The organism is Anaerosolibacter carboniphilus, assembly GCF_014205875.1.
GTDB lineage: Bacteria > Bacillota > Clostridia > Peptostreptococcales > Thermotaleaceae > Anaerosolibacter > Anaerosolibacter carboniphilus.
In genome coordinates this window covers 1-18,886 of sequence record NZ_JACHEN010000055.1, presented here as the reverse complement: position 1 = coordinate 18,886, position 18,886 = coordinate 1, and the positions used below count along the sequence as shown (strand labels likewise).

Genomic DNA, 18,886 nt, shown 5'->3' with positions numbered 1-18,886 from the left:
ATATCCTTCCAGATTTATATACCCACTGACATGATTATTCGGACTTTTTTAAGATAGAAAATGGATAATCCATCTAACTATATATTACAAGGGAAAACACTGCCGCTCCATGACATTCGAGAAAAGGTTACAGGTAAAATAAAATATACTGGAGATATGGAAATGCCGGGGATGGTTTATGGCAATTTGATTCTTAGCAGTATACCTCATGGTAAAATCAAGGATATTGACATATCTAAGGCCAAAGCACTGCCTGGGGTCATCGAGATTTTTACCTATCAGAATTCTCCAGATACCAAATACAATTCCCATCAATGGTATGTTGGGCAGGAACTTGTAAAGGATGAGGTGCTGTTTACCCAAGAAGTACGCTTTGTGGGGGACCGTATTGGTGCTGTGGTGGCAAAAGATCAGGAGACAGCAGAGCAGGCTGTCGATTTGATAGAGATCATCTATGAAGAACAACCTGCTTTGATCCATCCTGAAAAGGCCTATGGGAGTATAGGTTATCAAATAGGCAGCAAAGAGATTCGCTGTGGCGAATCAGAAAAGGAAATGGAAGCTGCACCCTTCGTGGTTGAGGATCGGGTGGAAACCCAGAAGGTACACCATGGTGCCATGGAAACCCATGTTTGTCTTGCGGCCATAGATTCCTATGGAAAAATTACCATTTGGACTCCCTGCCAAGTAGTATACCAGGTTCGGCTATTGGTGGCAGAGATTTTGGAACTGCCATTAAACAAAGTTCGGGTGATAAAAACGCCAACGGGTGGGTCCTTTGGCGGAAAAGGCCAGCCTGTGCTGGAACCAATCACAGCGTTTCTTGCCCATGCCCTTGGTGTACCCGTGAAGCTTCAGTTGGATCGAAGGGGAAGCATTATTGGAACCAGAACAAGGACAGCAACCATTGGAAAGGTGAAAACGGCCGTTGATGGGGATGGAAACATTCTTGCCAGGGATATTCAGATGCTGGTGGATACGGGAGCTTACTATACCAATGCAATGGCTGTAACTTTGGCCATGGGGAAAAAAGCATTTCGCCTTTATGACATAAAGCATCAACGATTTGTCGGAAAAATGGTGTATACGAATACTCCTATCGGAGGGGCCTGTAGGGGATATGGATCTCCTCAAATTCATGCCCTAACAGAGATTAATTTAGATTCTGTAGCTAGGGTATTAAAGATGAATCCCCTAGACCTTCGCTTGAGAAACCTTGTACATCCTTATGACAAGGACCCTGTCGGAGGCCCAGATTTAGGAAATGCAAGGATTATTGACTGTGTTATACAAGGGGCAGAGGTATTTCGGTGGAGAGAGAGATGGGGGAGAGCAAAGGATAAGGACAGGTATGCAAGGGGAATTGGAATGGCTTGTGCCACCCATGGAAATGGATATCATGGTGCTTATCCTGATTTTATCACCATGACATTACGAATGAATGAGGATGGAGAAATCTTCTTAAACGGAGCGCTCCACGATTTAGGTTGTGGAACCATTGTCTCTATAAAACAAATCGTGGCCGAGGTTTTGGACATAGAGATAGGTAAAATCTATGCTCCAGAGGGGGATACGGAAGTAAGCCCCTATGATTCTGCAGGAACCCAGGCAAGCCGTGTCACCTTCGTTTGTGGGGGTTGCGCCAGAAAGGTGGCGGAGATGGCCAAGGGAAAATTTATTGCCTTTGCTGCAAGGATCCTACAGTGTAAGCAGAGTGAAGTCAGGATGGAAGACGGGATGATTTGGCGTGAGACAAATGAAGGAAATAAATTGAAGTATGGAGAAATGATTCTAAAAATTCAACACCAATTTCAAGAGGATATTTTTGTATCCCATACCTATCAATCCCCAGGCAATCCTGCCAGCTATGGGGTAAACTTTGTTGAGGTAGAGGTAGATACCTATACGGGCTTAATAAAGGTAGTAGAGGCATTAGCTGTTTATGATATTGGAAAAGCCATCAATCGGGGTTTTGTGGAGGGACAGATCCGAGGCGCCATACAGATGGGGATCGGTCTTGCTCTATCTGAGGAAATACATGTGGATGGAAAGGGCAGGATTACGGGTGACAGCTTGAGCAAATATCATATGATCAATGCACCAGATATGCCAGATGTAGATATTCTATTGGTGGAAGAGGGAGAAGAACTTGGGCCCTTTGGGGCAAAGAGCATCGGTGAAATCAGTACGGTGCCTATCACACCTGCAGTGATCAATGCCATCAATCATGCTTTGGACACCAGGATCACATCGCTGCCCGCCACACCTGAAAAAGTGCTGGCGGCCATTATGGGCAAGAGAACAATTGAATGATTTAAGGGGAGGTCATGGGGATATGGAGAGAACATTGATGCTGGATGGGAGCAGTCTGACCATCGAAGCTGTGACGGCTGTGGCCAGAGAATATGTGAAGGTAGAGATAAGCCTGGAAGCCATGGAACGAATTGAAGCGGGACGAAGATTGGTCTATGAGCTGGCAGAGAGCGATGTGCCAGTATATGGTTTTAATCGAGGTGTAGGATTAAACAAAGACCGTCACATTGTTTCGAAATACTATCAAGAATACAATCGAAACTTGATTTTAGCCCACTGTGTGGCTGTGGAGCCTGAGGCCAGTGAAGAAGTGGTACGGGCAGTACTGCTGGTGCGGCTAAACACATTGCTGGTAGGCTGTACAGGTATTCAGCCAGCTATTGTGACTATGTATAAGGATATGCTAAACCATCGCATCCACCCAGTACTTCCAGAAAGAGGGTCTGTTGGAGAAGCTGATATTACCTGTCTCTCTCACATAGGACTTGCTATGATCGGAGAAGGTGAAGTTGATTATCAGGGGATTCGGATGGGCGCAAGGGAAGCATTAGAAAAGGCTGGACTCTCGCCCGTTGCTTTGGGGCCAAAGGATGGATTAGCCATCGTAAGCTCCAATGCTTTGGCAGCTGGAAAAGGTGCGATCATCCTAAAGGATGCAGTAGATTTAATCAATATTGCTGATATGATGTATGCTTTAACACTGGAAGGCTATAAAGGCAATGTATCTCCTTTAGAGGAAGCTGCCTATAAGGTACGGCCCTTCCCTGGGCAAGCTCATACGGCGGAGAGGGTGAGGAAATACTTAGAAGGAAGCTATCTTTGGCTGCCAGGGGTATCCGATGCCCTACAAGATCCACTGAGCCTGAGAGGATCCTGTCAGGTCCATGGTTCTGTACGGGATGCGTTGGATTATGTGATAAAATATATGGACATTCAATTGAACTCATCAGATGATAATCCCTGTCTGCTGATGGAGGAGCGCAGAATGATTTCTTGCTCAAACTATGAGGTTACCACTTGGGTTCTTGGCTTCGAAATGCTAGGTATCGCCTTAAGCCATTTATCACGAAATGCTTGCTATCGAATCATCAAGCTAGGAACACCTCGATTTACAGGGTTATCCCGTTTCCTCACACCAGCAGATACCAGGGTTATCGCCTATGGTACCATACAAAAGACCTTTACAGCATTGGACGCAGAAATTCGTCACCTCTCAAACCCTTGTACGGTAGATTATTTTTCTTTAGCAGGTGAAATTGAGGATCACGCCAACAACTCACCACTGGTAGTTGAAAAGACAAGAAAAATAGTAGATAACCTCTTTTATATATTAGCGATAGAGGCAATTCACGGAGCACAAGCCATTGATCTACGAAAGGCTACTCGGTTGGGCATCGGCACTAAGGCCGCTTATGAAGCTATTCGGTCAGAGATTCCTTTCTTAGAGGAGGATCGAAATCTTACGATAGATATCAAGAAGGCTTATGTATTATTAAAGTCAGGAAAACTTCTAAAAGCTGTAAATAGGGCATTGGAGCAAATATAGACTCAGATTGAAGATACATAAATAAGGTAGTGGCTCAAGAAATTATATATATCGAACTGTATCTCAACATTAGACGGTCCTCACCGTAGAGGATCGTCTTTTTCCATTATATATGGAGTTAAATTAATTTATTGATATTATTGAAATTACAAAATGGATAAGATATAATGAACGTTAAATATTAAATTTCATTAATAAATATACAATAAAGTATACAGAAATAGGAGGAAGAGGCAATGCAACAACATACGAAGTTTAAAAGGGTGTTGGTGGCAAATCGTGGTGAGATTGCCATCAGGGTGTTCAGAGCTTGCCATGAGTTGGGCATACGAACAGTAGCAATCTACTCCAAGGAAGATCAATGTGCTTTGTTTCGAACAAAGGCTGATGAATCTTATCTGATTGGAAAAAACAAAGGACCTATCGAAGCATATTTAAATATCGATGAAATTATCAGCTTGGCCTTGAAAAAAGGCGTAGATGCCATCCATCCTGGCTACGGGTTTCTTTCAGAGAACCCAGAGTTTGCCCGGAAATGTGAAGAGTCAGGGATCGTGTTCATCGGACCCCATTATACAATGATGGAAAAATTAGGTGATAAGATTAAATCCAAAATTGTTGCCAAGGAGTGGGGGGTACCCACGATTCCAGGGGTAGAAAAAGCCGTTGTTTCTGAGGAAGAGGTGCTGCATGCAGCAAGACAGTGCGGATATCCTGTGATATTGAAAGCTGCAGCCGGCGGCGGTGGCAGAGGTATGCGAATCGTAAGAAAAGAAAGTGAGCTGCTTAAGGAATTCCAGAGCGCAAAAAACGAAGCAAAAAAGGCCTTTGGCATTGATGATATCTTTGTGGAGAAATATCTTGAGAAACCGAAGCATATTGAAGTACAAATTCTGGGAGATGCCCATGGTAATATAGTCCATCTCTATGAACGGGATTGTTCTATCCAGAGAAGACATCAGAAAGTGATAGAGTATACACCAGCCTTTTCTATATCTGAAGAAAAGCGACAGGAAATCTGTAACGATGCTTTGAAAATTGCTAGGGCAGTGAACTATAAGAACGCAGGAACCATTGAATTTCTAGTCGATACCCATGGGAACCATTATTTTATCGAGATGAATCCTCGGATACAGGTGGAGCATACGGTGACTGAAATGGTGACGGGCATTGATATTGTACAGAGTCAAATTTTGGTTGCCCAGGGGTATCCTCTTGATTCTCCTGAAATCGGTATAACTTCTCAGGAGGATATCAAACCAAGAGGATATGCCATCCAATGTCGAGTAACCACCGAAGATCCTTCCAACCAATTTGCCCCAGATACGGGTAGAATTGATGTCTATCGAACAGGCTCAGGATTTGGGATTCGTCTAGATGGAGGTAACGGATTTACTGGATCTGTTGTAAGTCCTTATTATGACAGCTTGCTGGTAAAGACGGTTGCATACTCAAGGTCCTTTGAAGATGCGGCGAAAAAGGCCATTCGTTCCATCAAAGAGCTAACCATAGCCGGCGTCAAGACCAATGCAGCATTTTTGATTAACGTATTGAATCACGAAGAATTCTTAAAGGGTGAATGTGATACAGGATTTTTAGCGAGCCATCCAGAGCTTTTTGCTATTCGACCCAAGGCAGACAAAGAACTTCGGGTGCTTCAGTATATCGGAGAGAAGGTAGTAAATGAAACAAAGGGACTGAAGAAGGACTTTGATGTACCGATTGTCCCAAAAACGCCAATGCCCCCTTCACTTCACGGAACAAAGCAGTTGTTGATCGAAAAGGGCCCAGAGGGTGTTGTGAATTGGATAAAGGAGCAGAAGAGACTATTGCTCACGGATACCACCATGCGAGATGCCCATCAATCTCTGATGGCGACGAGGGTGAGAACAAGGGATATGCTGAAGATCGCCAAGGATACAGCTATCCTGGGACAGGATCTGTTCTCTTTAGAAATGTGGGGTGGTGCTACCTTTGATGTGGCATATAGATTTTTAAAGGAATCCCCATGGGTTCGGCTAGAAGAAATGAGAAAGAAGATCCCAAATATTTTGTTCCAAATGTTGGTGCGAGGTGCCAATGGAGTAGGCTATCGAAATTATCCCGATAATGTGATTCGAGAGTTTATCAAGGAATCTGCCAACAGTGGTATCGATGTTTTCAGAATCTTTGACTCTTTGAACTGGTTAAAAGGGATGGAAGTGGCCATTGATGAGGTATTGAAAAATGAAAAAATCGCTGAAGTATGTATGTGCTATACAGGGGATATTTTGGATGAGCGGAAGGACAAATATAGCTTAGACTATTATGTGAAGATGGCAAAAGAAATTGAAAAGAGTGGCGCCCACATCCTGGCGATCAAGGATATGTCCAGTCTATTGAAGCCCTATGCAGCATCAAAGCTGATCAAGGCATTGAAGGATGAAATATCGATCCCGATTCATCTTCATACTCACGATACCAGCGGTAATGGGGTGGCAACGATTCTGATGGCAGCAGAGGCTGGTGTAGACATCGTGGATACAGCGTTAAATAGTTTCTCAGGATTAACGAGTCAGCCAGCGTTGAACTCCATCGTGGCGGCTTTGGAAAATACCGAAAGGGATACAGGAATCCGATTAAAGGATGTGCAAAAGCTTTCAGATTATTGGAGTGATGTAAGACCTGTATACGAGCAGTTTGAATCAGGTCTAAAATCTGGAACGACAGAGATCTATAAATATGAGATCCCAGGAGGTCAGTACTCCAATCTAAAGCCTCAAGTGGAAAGTTTTGGATTAGGCCATCGATTTAACGAAGTAAAAGAGATGTTTAAGAAAGCCAATGAAATGTTGGGGGATATTGTAAAGGTAACACCTACTTCCAAGGTAGTCGGTGATTTGGCTATCTTCATGGTACAAAATGATTTGACCCCAGAGAACATTTACGTGAAGGGAAAAGATTTGGCATTTCCTGATTCTGTGGTAGATTATTTTAAAGGTCTTATGGGGCAGCCCATGGGTGGATTCCCGGAAGAACTGCAGAAGTTGGTACTAAAAGGAGAAGCCCATATTACTGCTAGACCAGGAGAATTGTTGGCGTCAGAGGACTTTACGAAAATCGAAAAGCATCTGAATGAGAAGTTCCATATTGTGGCGACGAAGAAGGATATATTAGCTTATGCCCTATACCCTAAGGTATTTGAGGAGTACTTGACCTATATCAGCAAATATGGGGATTTAAGCCGTATGGGCAGCGATGTCTTTTTCCATGGGTTGTATGAGGGAGAGACTTGTGAAGTAGAGATTGCCGAAGGAAAGGCATTGATCATTAAGTTGGTGGAAATCGGAAAGGTGGATCAAGAGGGTAACCGTCAGCTTGTATTTGAAGTCAATGGCAATCGAAGAGAAATTGCCATCGCTGACAAAGCAAGCCAAGTTCGCTTGAATACAAATACCATCACCATGGCAGATCCTTCAAATAATATGGAGGTAGGAGCGAGCATTCCTGGAACAGTAGCTAAGGTCTTTGTGACGGTAGGAGAGGAAGTCCAAGAAAATCAAACCTTGATGATCATTGAGGCCATGAAAATGGAGACCAATGTGACAGCCGCTGCCTCTGGCGTGGTAGAGGCTATTTTGGTAAATGAAGGACAGCAGGTAAAATCGGGAGAATTGTTGTTACAACTAAAATAATATGAAAAGATGTCAGCATAGAAGTGATCGATGCTGGCATCTTTGATTTAACATCTAAAAAATTATGTAGTTGAATTCATTCCCTGATTTGGATAAACTTAAGAATAGGGAGTTGGACAATTATTGTGAATCACGATGGATGAGTTTATCGATTTTGTTCACAAGAATTTCCATAGATTCTGCAATTTTTTTGTTGGATGTGGCAAGCACATGGAAAAGATAGATCATGTAAATCATAATTCCAAGATAAAATAAAAAGAAAAGGCCGCCAACTAATGGGAAACCATAACCAAGCATATTCATCCTATCAACTCCTTTCTATATTTATCATAACACTTTAATATATGCCCGTACATACATATAAATGAAAATCTGGAGGAATTTGGAATGAAAAAAATATTATATTTTGACTGTTTTGCAGGCATCAGTGGAGATATGACCATTGGCGCCCTATTGGATCTGGGTGTAGATCAAGAGCAATTTATAAATGAAATCGAGAAGCTCCATGTTCATGGATATGAACTAGAAATGGATAAGTCGATGAAAAAGGGTATTACAGGTACAAACTTTCATGTTCATTTGACCGATCACCATCACGATCATGGAGAGCATCACCATCATCATGACCATCGCAATCTATTTGATGTGGAGAAAATCATTGATGATAGCGGATTAAAGGACTCTGTGAAAGTCATGAGCAAGAATATTTTTCGATTGGTGGCTGAGGCTGAAGCTAAGATTCACGGAAAGCCCTTGGATCAGGTACATTTCCATGAGGTGGGCGCCATCGATTCTATTATTGACATCGTAGGTGCTGCCATATGCATAGATCTTCTGGGTGTGGACGAGGTATATGCGTCACCCCTTCATGTGGGGACTGGATTTGTCCATTGTGCCCATGGGGTGTTTCCTGTTCCAGCGCCTGCTACCTTGGAGATTTTAAAAGGTGCGCCTATTTACAATAAAGGGATTGAGACAGAACTGGTTACGCCAACAGGTGCAGCCATCGTAAAGGCCCTAAGTGAGGGTTTTGGAGATGTACCTGCCATGGAGTTGGAAAGAATCGGCTATGGGTTAGGAAAGAAGGATTTAGATATTCCAAATGTACTGCGGGTTTATTTAGGGGAAAAAAAAACGAAAAAAGTAGTTTAGTGATGCTGGAATGTAACATCGATGATATGAATCCTGAGATCTATGGGTATGTGATCGAAAAGGCTTTAGAAGCAGGGGCATTGGATGTTTTTATGATACCCATCATCATGAAAAAGAATAGACCGGGTATCATATTGTCGGTATTATGTGAGCTGGAAAAGAAGGATGCGCTGGAAAAGCTGATTTTTATGGAAACTACTACCTTGGGGATCAGAAACTATGAGGTGAATCGAAGTGCTTTGGAAAGAAAGGTGCTTCGTATTCGCACAAAGTATGGAGTCGTAGCCATGAAGATAGGTTTTATGGGAGGCAAGATCCTCAAATATGCACCAGAATTCCGAGACTGTAAGGAAATCGCAGAAAGCTTTTGTATACCTTTAAGAAAGGTTTATGAAGATGTGCAATATGCCATGAAAAAGTACCTGGAAAGTATGTAGAATATTGCGACTATATGAAATCCCTTGAATCTGTATTGACAAGGGATTTTATATTTGATAAGTTATATAAAAATATAAAGAATCAACCCTCATATATGTTTGGGAATATGGCCCGAATGTCTCTACCAGACGACCGTGAATTGTCTGACTATGAGTGGAATTGACGTGGATTTCCTATTGTTTTTTGCATCCATGTAATAATTTCACTCAAATTATTACATGGATTTTTTAATTTGAAAAAGGAAATTATATACTAGAAACTAATACCGGACAAATGAAGAAAGGAAGGATCCATATGGAAGGTAAATTAGTAAAAGAAGGCTTAACCTTTGATGACGTGTTATTGATTCCCCAGAAGTCCAGCGTACTGCCTAAGGACGTAGATGTAAAGACAAGATTGACCAAGAAAATCAAGCTAAATATTCCGATTATGAGTGCAGGTATGGATACAGTTACGGAAGCAAGACTTGCCATCGCAATGGCCAGAGAAGGCGGCATCGGGATTATTCATAAGAATATGTCCATAGAAAGACAAGCGCTGGAGGTCGACAAAGTAAAACGAAGTGAACACGGAGTCATTGTGGATCCTTTTTATCTGTCGCCGGAACATGTAATTGCCGATGCTTTAGAATTAATGGAACGATATCGCATTTCTGGGGTACCGATTACAGATCAAGCTGGAAAGCTAGTAGGGATTTTAACGAATAGAGATATTCGCTTTGAAGGGGATCTGAATAAGAAGATTGAAGATGCCATGACCAAAGAAAATTTGGTAACGGCCAAAGAAGGAATCTCCATGATGGAAGCAGAGAAAATCTTAAAGAGCAGAAAAATCGAGAAGTTGCCGATTGTGGATGATCAAGGTTATTTAAAAGGCCTCATCACCATCAAGGATATTGAAAAGGCAATCCAATATCCGAATTCAGCCAAGGATGAAAGAGGGAGACTCCTGGCAGGTGCCGCCATTGGGGCCACAGGAGATATGCTGGAACGGACAGAAGCCTTGGTGAAGGCAGGCGTAGACGTGGTTGTCATCGATACAGCCCATGGTCACTCCCAAGGGGTGTTGGAAGCGGTAAAACGCATCAAAACTGTTTATCCTGATTTGCAAGTTATTGCAGGAAATGTAGCTACGGCAGAAGCCACAGAAGATTTAATCAAGGCGGGGGCAGATGCAGTAAAGGTAGGTATAGGGCCAGGATCTATCTGTACCACTAGGGTAGTGGCAGGGATTGGGGTGCCTCAGATGACAGCCGTCTACGATTGTGCCGAAGCAGCGAAAAAATATAATATTCCCATTATCGCAGATGGGGGCATTAAATATTCAGGAGATATTCCAAAGGCTATTGGAGCTGGAGCCGATGTGTGTATGATCGGGTCATTGTTTGCAGGTACAGAGGAAAGTCCTGGAGAGATGGTGATTTATAAGGGCAGGAGTTTTAAAGTATATCGAGGTATGGGTTCTTTAAGTGCCATGGCCTGTGGCAGCAAGGACAGATATTTCCAGGAAAATGAGAAGAAGTTTGTACCTGAGGGAGTAGAAGGTAAAGTGCCTTATAGAGGTGCGTTGAAAGAGATTGTCTATCAGCTCATTGGTGGGTTAAAATCTGGTATGGGTTACTGTGGTACGGCAACCATTAAGGATTTAAAAGAAAATGGCAAGTTTATCAAGATTACAGCAGCTGGATTGAGAGAAAGTCATCCCCATGACATCAGCATTACCAAAGAAGCACCAAATTATAGTGTAAGTGAGTAAAAAATCGGTTAGAAGTTAGAGGTTAGAAGTTAGTGGTGGAAAAACTACTAACCACTAACCGTTAACCACTAACCCCTACAAGGAGGAAAAACATGAACCCACAAGAGTTGATTTTGATTATTGATTTTGGTGGCCAGTATAACCAGTTGATTGCAAGACGTGTAAGGGAACAAAATGTTTATTGCGAGGTAGTTCCTTATCATACATCCGTTGAAAAGATCAAGGCTAAAAATCCGAAAGGCATCATTTTTACAGGTGGACCTGCCAGCGTATATGCAGAGCATGCGCCTACCTGTGAGCAAGAAATCTTTCAATTGGGCATTCCTATCCTAGGCATTTGCTATGGTGGTCAGCTGATGGCACAGATGTTTGGCGGCAAGGTAAACAGAGCTTCTTCCAGGGAATATGGACGTGTAGAGTTAAGTCTCATGGATCGTGAAGGGATTTTCCATGGGGTGGAGAATAACTCAAAGTGCTGGATGAGTCATACAGACTTCATTGAGGTGGCTCCTGAGGGCTTTCAAATTACAGCTACGACAGATAACTGTCCGGTAGCTGCCATGAAACATAAAGAAAAGAAACTATATGCAGTTCAATTCCATCCAGAGGTAGAGCACAGTGAAAAAGGCAGGGAAATGATTCGTAATTTCCTCTATGAGGTATGTGAATGCACTGGAGACTGGAATATGCATGACTTTGCAGAAAAAACCATTCAAGAGATCAAGGAGAAGGTAGGAGACAAAAAGGTACTATGTGCCCTTTCTGGTGGCGTAGACTCTTCTGTAGCTGCGGTTCTTGTTCATCGGGCTATCGGTGATCAGCTTACCTGCATCTTTGTAGATCATGGATTGCTAAGAAAAAATGAAGGGGATCAGGTAGAAGAGACCTTTAAAAATCAATTCCATATGAATTTGATTCGTGTGAATGCGGCAGATCGATTCTTGGGTAAATTAAAGGGTGTTTCGGATCCGGAGACCAAAAGAAAGATTATTGGAGAAGAATTTATCAGGGTATTTGAGGAAGAATCCAATCGATTAGGAAAAATGGATTACCTTGTACAGGGAACGGTATACCCTGATGTGATTGAAAGCGGCACCGATACAGCGGCAGTCATCAAGAGTCATCACAATGTGGGTGGACTTCCAGAGGATATGGAATTCTCTTTGATTGAGCCATTACGTCAGTTGTTTAAGGATGAGGTAAGAAAAGTAGGGGAAGAACTAGGCATTCCAGAAGAAATCGTATGGAGACAACCTTTCCCAGGACCTGGATTAGCGATTCGTGTACTTGGAGAAATTACAGAGGATAAACTCCATATCGTCAGAGAATCCGATGCGATCTTAAGAGATGAGATTAGAAAAGCAGGACTTCACAGAGACATCTGGCAGTACTTCACGGCTCTGCCAAATATCCGCAGTGTTGGTGTAATGGGAGATGAGAGAACCTATAGCCATACTGTAGCGATCCGCGCCGTCACATCCACCGACGGTATGACTTCCGACTGGGCGAGAATCCCTTATGAAGTGCTGGAGAAGATTTCAAATCGTATCGTAAATGAAGTAGATAATGTAAACAGAATTGTTTATGACATTACCAGCAAACCACCATCAACCATTGAGTGGGAGTAGATGGTATTTAAATATTAGTTGAAAAGAATAGAGGCGGTCTAGGTTTAATTAGAATCCAAGAAACCTAGGCCGTTTATTTATTTTTTGAAGGAAATTTATAGGTCATATAGAAGAATTATTTAGTTTAGATTATTTTTTCAGTAGAGAGGATAGGGAGCATTTATATTGGATGAGGTGGTATAGAGATGTTCCAAGATATATCTTGTCGTAAAAATATTAGGTTAAAGGGATATGATTATTCTCAAAATGGTTATTATTTTATTACCATTTGTACACACAATAGATTACCCCTATTTGGAGAAATTGTAGGGGTGATTCACGAATCACCCGAATTGTCGCCAATGAAATTAAATACAAATGGAGTTATTGTAAAATCAATAATAGAAAACCTATCATTACGCTTTTCCAATGTTCATATTGATCATTATATTATTATGCCGAATCATCTTCACATGATTGCTGTGATATCAGAAGAACGGGCGATTCGTGAATCGCCCCTACCAAAAAGATCATTGTTGTCGAAAATGGTGGGATATTTAAAAATGAACACGGCAAAACAGATCCATTCTGAAAATAAAAACATGAATGTATGGCAACGAGGTTATTATGATCATATTATTAGAAGTGAAAAGGAATATCAAAAAATCTGGGAGTATATACAGACAAATCCATTGAAATGGAATGAAGATAAATATTTTACTTAATTTGCTTATTTTGTATATTGGGAATCTTGAATATGAAAAACTAGGAAAAAATATTCTTGATTCAATCGAATATAATTTAAAGTGATAAGTAGGATTGTTCCTACTTATTGTTTTGAAGAAAAAAAGGGAGGTTTTTGATATGGACAGCATTATTTTTGATTTAGATGGAACCTTATGGGATTCTACGGATGTGGTATTGATGGCATGGAATGAGGTTGTAGAGGGATATCAAGAGATAGAAAACCCAATAACAAAAGAAGATTTAAAAAGCATTATGGGACTTCAAGTCAAAGAAATCGGCAGGAAGTTATTTCCTAGCGTAGGGGAAGATGTACAACAGGAGATATTAAAAAAATGCTGTGAAATAGAATGTGGATACATAGAGAAACAAGGAGGAATATTGTACGACCACTTAGAGGCTGTGCTTCGTGTACTTTCGCAAAAATATAAGTTATTTATCGTAAGTAATTGCCAATGTGGCTATATAGAAGTGTTTTTAAAGTATCATAAGCTAGAAAACTATTTTACAGATTTTGAGAATCCCGGAAGGACAGGGCTTTCCAAGGGAGAAAATATAAAGCTGATTATGGATAGAAATAATTTAAAAAAACCTGTCTATGTTGGCGATACAGAAGGTGATCGAAAGGCTGCAATACATGCGGGTATTCCCTTTGTCTATGCAAGATACGGGTTTGGTGAGGTCATTGAATTTGATCATGTCATCGATCGCTTTGATGATCTGCTGAAATTATTTTAAAGGAATGAGTGGGAATGAAAAAGACAGAACGACTTAACGGAATCATATATGCTCTTAAAGAAAAGGGAAAGCTAAATTGCAAGGAGTTATCTGAACTACTTGAAGTAAGTGAAAGAACCATTTATCGAGATATAGATGCCCTATGTCAATTGAAGGTTCCGTTGATTTCTTACGAAGGAAAAAATGGAGGATATGAAATTGATAAGAGTTATTTCATTCCAAGTATCCAGCTGACAGAGCAGGAAGTCATCATGCTATTAATGGTACTAAATGTGGGACGGGAAATGAAGATTCCAAACATGGGCAGCGAATACCAACTGCTTCGATCAAAAATCATCAATGTATTAGGGGAGGCAGATCGGACAAAAGTCAATCAATTATTCAAGCATGTTTCATTTCATGTGGATAGAGTTTTACCAAAAGACTATTCGGATAAGGTGTTACCAACAATACTGGAGAGTTTTATGGAGGGGAAAAATATTTATATTACCTACTATGCACCAGTAAATGAAGAAATGACAGAAAGAAAGGTATCACCAACAAAATTATTTTATAGTGACGGTGGATGGTATTTATCAGGCTTTTGTCATAAGCGCTCAGAAAAAAGAACCTTTCGCCTGGATCGAATTGACAAAATTGAACTTATGGATGAGTTGAATACTTATTTAGAGAAACCTATCCAAAGCGCCAGTGATAAATTCACTTTTAAAGAATATCATTTTGAAATAAGTAAACCTCTGTATCGATTGATCAAAGAGAATTTTTATATGGAAAACTGTACAGTGCTAATCGATGGTGAAAAAATGAATATTAAAGTTTTATCGAAGTATGAGGAGGACATTACAAACCTTATTTTGAGTAATCCTTACGATATCAAGCTCCTTGGACCAGAAGCATATAAAGAACACATAAGAGCGTTAATCCGTGAATTATGCAATAGATATATTTAAAGTATTTTTTAGAACTCTGACAGGTTTATGTCAGAGTTTCTTTATTATAATAGGTATATAAATAAAGAAGGGGTGAGAATATGATCTATACAGTGGATGGTCCAATAACGAAGGATCAAATGGAGGCTACATTATGTCATGAACACTTCAAATGGGAAACCGATGAAAACTATGCCAATCAACTTTACTTTGATCGAAAATATGATGACGTGAAAATTGAGGAAGCTTTTCATGCATTACTACCTGTTTTACAAAAACTATATGATTCTGGATGTAGATCTATTGTGGAGGCTTCACCACCAATTGGCGGACAAAATGTAAAACTCTTAAGGAAGCTTTCTATGGCGTCTGGGATAAACATTATCCCTTGTACTGGCCACAACTTGCCAGCGTATGTCTATAGGATTCACAGTGAAAGGTATGCTGAACAGTTAGCTGGACAATGGATTAAAGATTTTGAGTTTGGGCTTGATACCATTGATGGCGTTAAAATTAAACCTGGACATATAAAGTTACTTCTCAGAAGGGGGGCATTGTCTGATGTGGATAGAGAACTGCTTCGTGCTGCAATCATGACAAATAAACAAGTAGGAATACCTATTCATTGTCATATTCTCGAAGCGGAACTGGCTGAAGAAGTCATGGATTTACTGGAAAAGGAAGAAGCGAACTTTAAACAGTTTCTATGGGCCCACACCCTTAATGAAAAAAACAGCGATGTCATATATAGAGCACTAGACCTTGGCATCTGGCTAGGCTTGGATATGATTAAGGCAAATGCCTTTGAAGAAAATTTAGCTTTTATCAAGGAGGCGGTCAATGGTGGTTTTGAAGGTCAGATTCTGCTCTCCCAAGATTATGACTTCTATGAAGAGATTATGGCCCATGGGGAGAAACATCCCTGTGCATCTTTTTTTACGGATTTCATTCCCTATTGTATTGCCCAAGGGATTTCACCTGCTATATTGGATACGATTATTTGTAAAAATCCTGGGGAGTTTTATGATTTCTAGGAGAAGATTTTACAATGCAAATAATCAACTTTATGGATACTAAACATCATTTTCAAATCATATGATTAGTAGAAAGAATTCGTTCATATAAGGAGTTGAAAAGGATGGTTATGTTTCCAAGGAAACCGGTAAATTGTCCAGTGGATGCCGTTCGGTATACGGTAAGACCCGGGGATATGATGTACCAAATTGCCAGGCGCTTTCAAGTTGATTTAAATCAGCTGATTGGGGCAAATCCCCATATACCTCATCCAAATCTGATTGTGCCTGGGGATATACTATGTATTCCAAAAATAAAGTTTTCACCCTATAGCGTGATGTTACGGTCTGTTAACGAAAAGTTCCCTACAGCCAGCGGCTCTGCAATGGTAAGTAAAACACCAGCCTATGAGAAATCTGTAAGCATCATAGCTGTTTTACCTGGGTTAAAAGAATTGGGACCCAGCTATAAACAATATCAAGCCTATCTCATCTATGCCACCGCCACGGATAATAGAGCTTTGAACAAACCCCTTCACAAAGTTCCTGAAACACCTAATACATGGGCAGCCACCATTGACCTGACACCAGAAGACATAGCAGAAATACCAAGAAATGTTAAAGTTGCAATCAGTGCCAACGTGACGGAGGGGCCTGAGCCACCGCCTGGGGATCTGGTCGTCCTTGAGGGAGCGTTCAGTCGATTCTAACTGTCAATATACCTTTGAGAAAATATGTCCTTAGCTTGTCACACTTCGGTTGTTGTCGACATAGCTTGTATTGAAAAAGAAAGGAGTGTGACATGTATGGAAAAAAAGTGCTTAAAATCCAAAACGCTTCCTGCTGTAAGTCCAATAAAAAAACCGATGGATCGGGTACCAGTGTTTTATCCAGAGCCACCCCATTACAGACCAGCAGGAAATGAATATGATTATGTGCCAAGGAAATACAGTGTAGGCCAGCATATGAAGGCACCAACTATGAAAGCAGACAAACATGATTGTGGATGTATGCATCCGAAGAAGCGGTAATCTAAATATATTCTTCTCAATATGTGCAGGTTAAATTTTTTATGAAGTCCAGAGAAGCCCCTCTGGGCTTTTTGAATTGGAATAAATACTTGGGAAGAATATAAAATATTTAAAGTATACTTTACCAAAATTCACAGATCTCTGTTATAATAATAGATTAAGAAAACAATAAAGGAGAGTCATCATGCCTATTTTGATATTTGGACATAGGAATCCGGATACAGATTCTGTTACTTCAGCTATTGCCTTTTCCTACTTGAAAAACAGGTTAGGCAACCGTACCACTCCTTGTATACTAGGAAATTTAAATAAAGAATCAAGATTTGTATTGGACTATTTTGGTGGATCAGTACCTACCCTATTAAAAAATGTGAAGATTCAGTTGAGGGATTTAGATTACGATAAGGTAGAAGGAATATCTCCAAAGGCATCTATTCTCTATGCTTATAAGCTGATGGAGGAAAAGAATTTAAAAACACTGCCTATCGTGGATGAGGGAGGAAAGTTGGCAGGTATTGTGACCATGAAGGACATTGCCATGGGTTTGATCAAAGGAGATTTCTATCAATTGGAGAGTTCTTTGGAAAATATTGCCCAAGATTTAAAGGGCGAGGTCTTAGTGGAAGGTGCAAAGGAAATACAAGGACGTATTAAGGTAATGGCCTTTTACCATGAGAGTATTCGGGGAACCTTGCATCAAGAGGATATTATTATTGTGGGAGACCGTTATGGAATTATTGAAAATGCCATTGAAGCAGGGGTGAAGCTAATCATCATTACGGGAGGAAAGGCATTGCCCAGCCAGTACATCCATTCGGCGAAAGAAAAGGGTGTAAGTATTATCAACGTATCCATGGATACCTTTACCACATCAAAGCTGATTAATCAGTGCAATTATATCGCTTCCATCATGAAGATACAAGGAGTCATTCAGTTTCATGAAGACGAATATCTTGAAGAGGTGAAGGACGAGTTAATCAATACAGCCTTTAGAAATTTTCCAGTGATCGATCATGAGCAAAGATTCTTGGGATTCATCGGGAGGAGACATATCATTAATCCTAAAAAGAAGAAAGTGATTTTGGTGGATCACAATGAATATGCCCAAAGTGCTGAGGGATTATCAGAAGCAGAAATTTTAGAAATTGTAGATCATCATAAAATTGGAGATATTTCTACCTCCATGCCCATTAGCTTTAGAAATATGCCAGTAGGAAGTACTTGTACCATCATCTATCATCTCTTTCAAGAGAATAGAGAGGAGATTCCTAAGGAAATTGCTGGACTCTTATTGTCAGGGATCATTTCAGACACATTGCTGTTGAAGTCCCCTACGACTACTGATTGGGACAAAAACGCCGTAGAAGAATTGAATAAATTATTGGATTTAGATCTAGAAGTTTACTCGATGGAGATGTTTAAGGCGGGGACTTCTTTAGAGGGGTACAGCATTGAAGAGGTATTCTACAAGGATTTCAAAGAATTTCAACTGGAAGGAGTCAAAGTGGGTATTGGGCAAGTGTTTACCTTAGATATTGAAGATGTATTCAATCGAAAAGAACAATTTATTGATTTTATTGACAGAGTACATCATCACAATAACTATTATTTGACCCTCTTGGTGATTACAGATATTGTCAATAATGGCTCCTACCTTCTCTACCAGTGCATGAACCTGAGTTCGTTGGTTGTTGCCTTTGGCGTAGAGCCTGTTCAGGGAATTTTCGTACCAGATACGGTGTCCCGTAAAAAACAAATTCTGCCTAAAATTTCAGATGCGTTAAAGATGTTGAAATAAAAAGCGCCCTTAGGCGTTCTAGTGTTGCATTAAGTAAAATATTTAATCTTGATCAATTTAAAACCCTCAGATTGCATGGATTATTCCATGTGATATGGGGGTTTTAGGCTTAAAGTGCATACGTGGAATATTATCCCATTAAAAAAAG

General features: G+C 40.6%; 13 protein-coding genes, 1 pseudogene and 1 riboswitch. Of the genes and pseudogenes, 13 read left to right on the top strand and 1 reads right to left on the bottom strand.

Annotated features, from left to right (window positions below):
• The first annotated feature begins 60 nt into the window (after positions 1-60).
• The 3 genes from HNQ80_RS24850 (at position 61) to HNQ80_RS24840 (ending at position 7,533) form a co-directional block, all read left to right on the top strand.
• Positions 61-2,313: a xanthine dehydrogenase family protein molybdopterin-binding subunit gene (locus tag HNQ80_RS24850; protein ID WP_184313839.1), complete on the top strand. Its 2,253-nt coding sequence runs from the start codon at positions 61-63 to the stop codon at positions 2,311-2,313.
• A 22-nt stretch (positions 2,314-2,335) separates the two neighbouring features.
• Positions 2,336-3,859: an HAL/PAL/TAL family ammonia-lyase gene (locus HNQ80_RS24845; protein WP_184313837.1), complete on the top strand. Its 1,524-nt coding sequence runs from the start codon at positions 2,336-2,338 to the stop codon at positions 3,857-3,859.
• Positions 3,860-4,095: 236 nt separating this feature from the next.
• A complete protein-coding gene (locus HNQ80_RS24840; protein ID WP_184313835.1) occupies positions 4,096-7,533 on the top strand; it encodes a pyruvate carboxylase in 3,438 nt (1,145 codons plus the stop codon).
• Positions 7,534-7,653: 120 nt separating this feature from the next.
• On the opposite strand, the gene HNQ80_RS24835 is transcribed toward HNQ80_RS24840, so the two are convergent.
• Positions 7,654-7,836, bottom strand: coding sequence for a hypothetical protein (locus HNQ80_RS24835; protein ID WP_184313833.1), 183 nt, complete (start codon positions 7,834-7,836; stop codon positions 7,654-7,656).
• Between the two features lie 84 nt (positions 7,837-7,920).
• On the opposite strand from HNQ80_RS24835, the pseudogene larC reads away from it, so the two are divergent.
• The 10 genes and pseudogenes from larC (at position 7,921) to HNQ80_RS24780 (ending at position 18,738) form a co-directional block, all read left to right on the top strand.
• Positions 7,921-9,122, top strand: a pseudogene (larC, locus tag HNQ80_RS26760) (nickel pincer cofactor biosynthesis protein LarC).
• 69 nt (positions 9,123-9,191) lie between these two features.
• Positions 9,192-9,293: riboswitch (purine riboswitch) on the top strand.
• Between the two features lie 124 nt (positions 9,294-9,417).
• Positions 9,418-10,878 (top strand): IMP dehydrogenase, encoded by a 1,461-nt coding sequence (gene guaB, locus HNQ80_RS24820; RefSeq protein ID WP_184313827.1) that lies wholly within the window; start codon positions 9,418-9,420, stop codon positions 10,876-10,878.
• A gap of 92 nt (positions 10,879-10,970) precedes the next feature.
• Positions 10,971-12,506, top strand: a complete 1,536-nt coding sequence (gene guaA, locus HNQ80_RS24815; RefSeq protein ID WP_184313825.1) for a glutamine-hydrolyzing GMP synthase — start codon at positions 10,971-10,973, stop codon at positions 12,504-12,506.
• A 185-nt stretch (positions 12,507-12,691) separates the two neighbouring features.
• Positions 12,692-13,210: a transposase gene (locus HNQ80_RS24810; RefSeq protein ID WP_184313823.1), complete on the top strand. Its 519-nt coding sequence runs from the start codon at positions 12,692-12,694 to the stop codon at positions 13,208-13,210.
• A gap of 139 nt (positions 13,211-13,349) precedes the next feature.
• Positions 13,350-13,967: an HAD family hydrolase gene (locus tag HNQ80_RS24805; protein WP_184313821.1), complete on the top strand. Its 618-nt coding sequence runs from the start codon at positions 13,350-13,352 to the stop codon at positions 13,965-13,967.
• A gap of 14 nt (positions 13,968-13,981) precedes the next feature.
• Positions 13,982-14,917, top strand: coding sequence for a helix-turn-helix transcriptional regulator (locus HNQ80_RS24800; protein WP_184313819.1), 936 nt, complete (start codon positions 13,982-13,984; stop codon positions 14,915-14,917).
• 80 nt (positions 14,918-14,997) lie between these two features.
• The gene (locus HNQ80_RS24795) at positions 14,998-15,930 is read left to right on the top strand and encodes a phosphotriesterase family protein (protein ID WP_184313817.1); all 933 of its coding nucleotides are present in this window, start codon (positions 14,998-15,000) and stop codon (positions 15,928-15,930) included.
• A 104-nt stretch (positions 15,931-16,034) separates the two neighbouring features.
• Complete coding sequence (locus HNQ80_RS24790) at positions 16,035-16,619, top strand: LysM peptidoglycan-binding domain-containing protein (protein WP_184313815.1); 585 nt, start codon at positions 16,035-16,037, stop codon at positions 16,617-16,619.
• A 96-nt stretch (positions 16,620-16,715) separates the two neighbouring features.
• The gene (locus HNQ80_RS24785; RefSeq protein WP_184313813.1) at positions 16,716-16,940 is read left to right on the top strand and encodes a hypothetical protein; all 225 of its coding nucleotides are present in this window, start codon (positions 16,716-16,718) and stop codon (positions 16,938-16,940) included.
• Positions 16,941-17,124: 184 nt separating this feature from the next.
• A complete protein-coding gene (locus tag HNQ80_RS24780; protein ID WP_184313811.1) occupies positions 17,125-18,738 on the top strand; it encodes a putative manganese-dependent inorganic diphosphatase in 1,614 nt (537 codons plus the stop codon).
• Positions 18,739-18,886 lie beyond the last annotated feature (148 nt).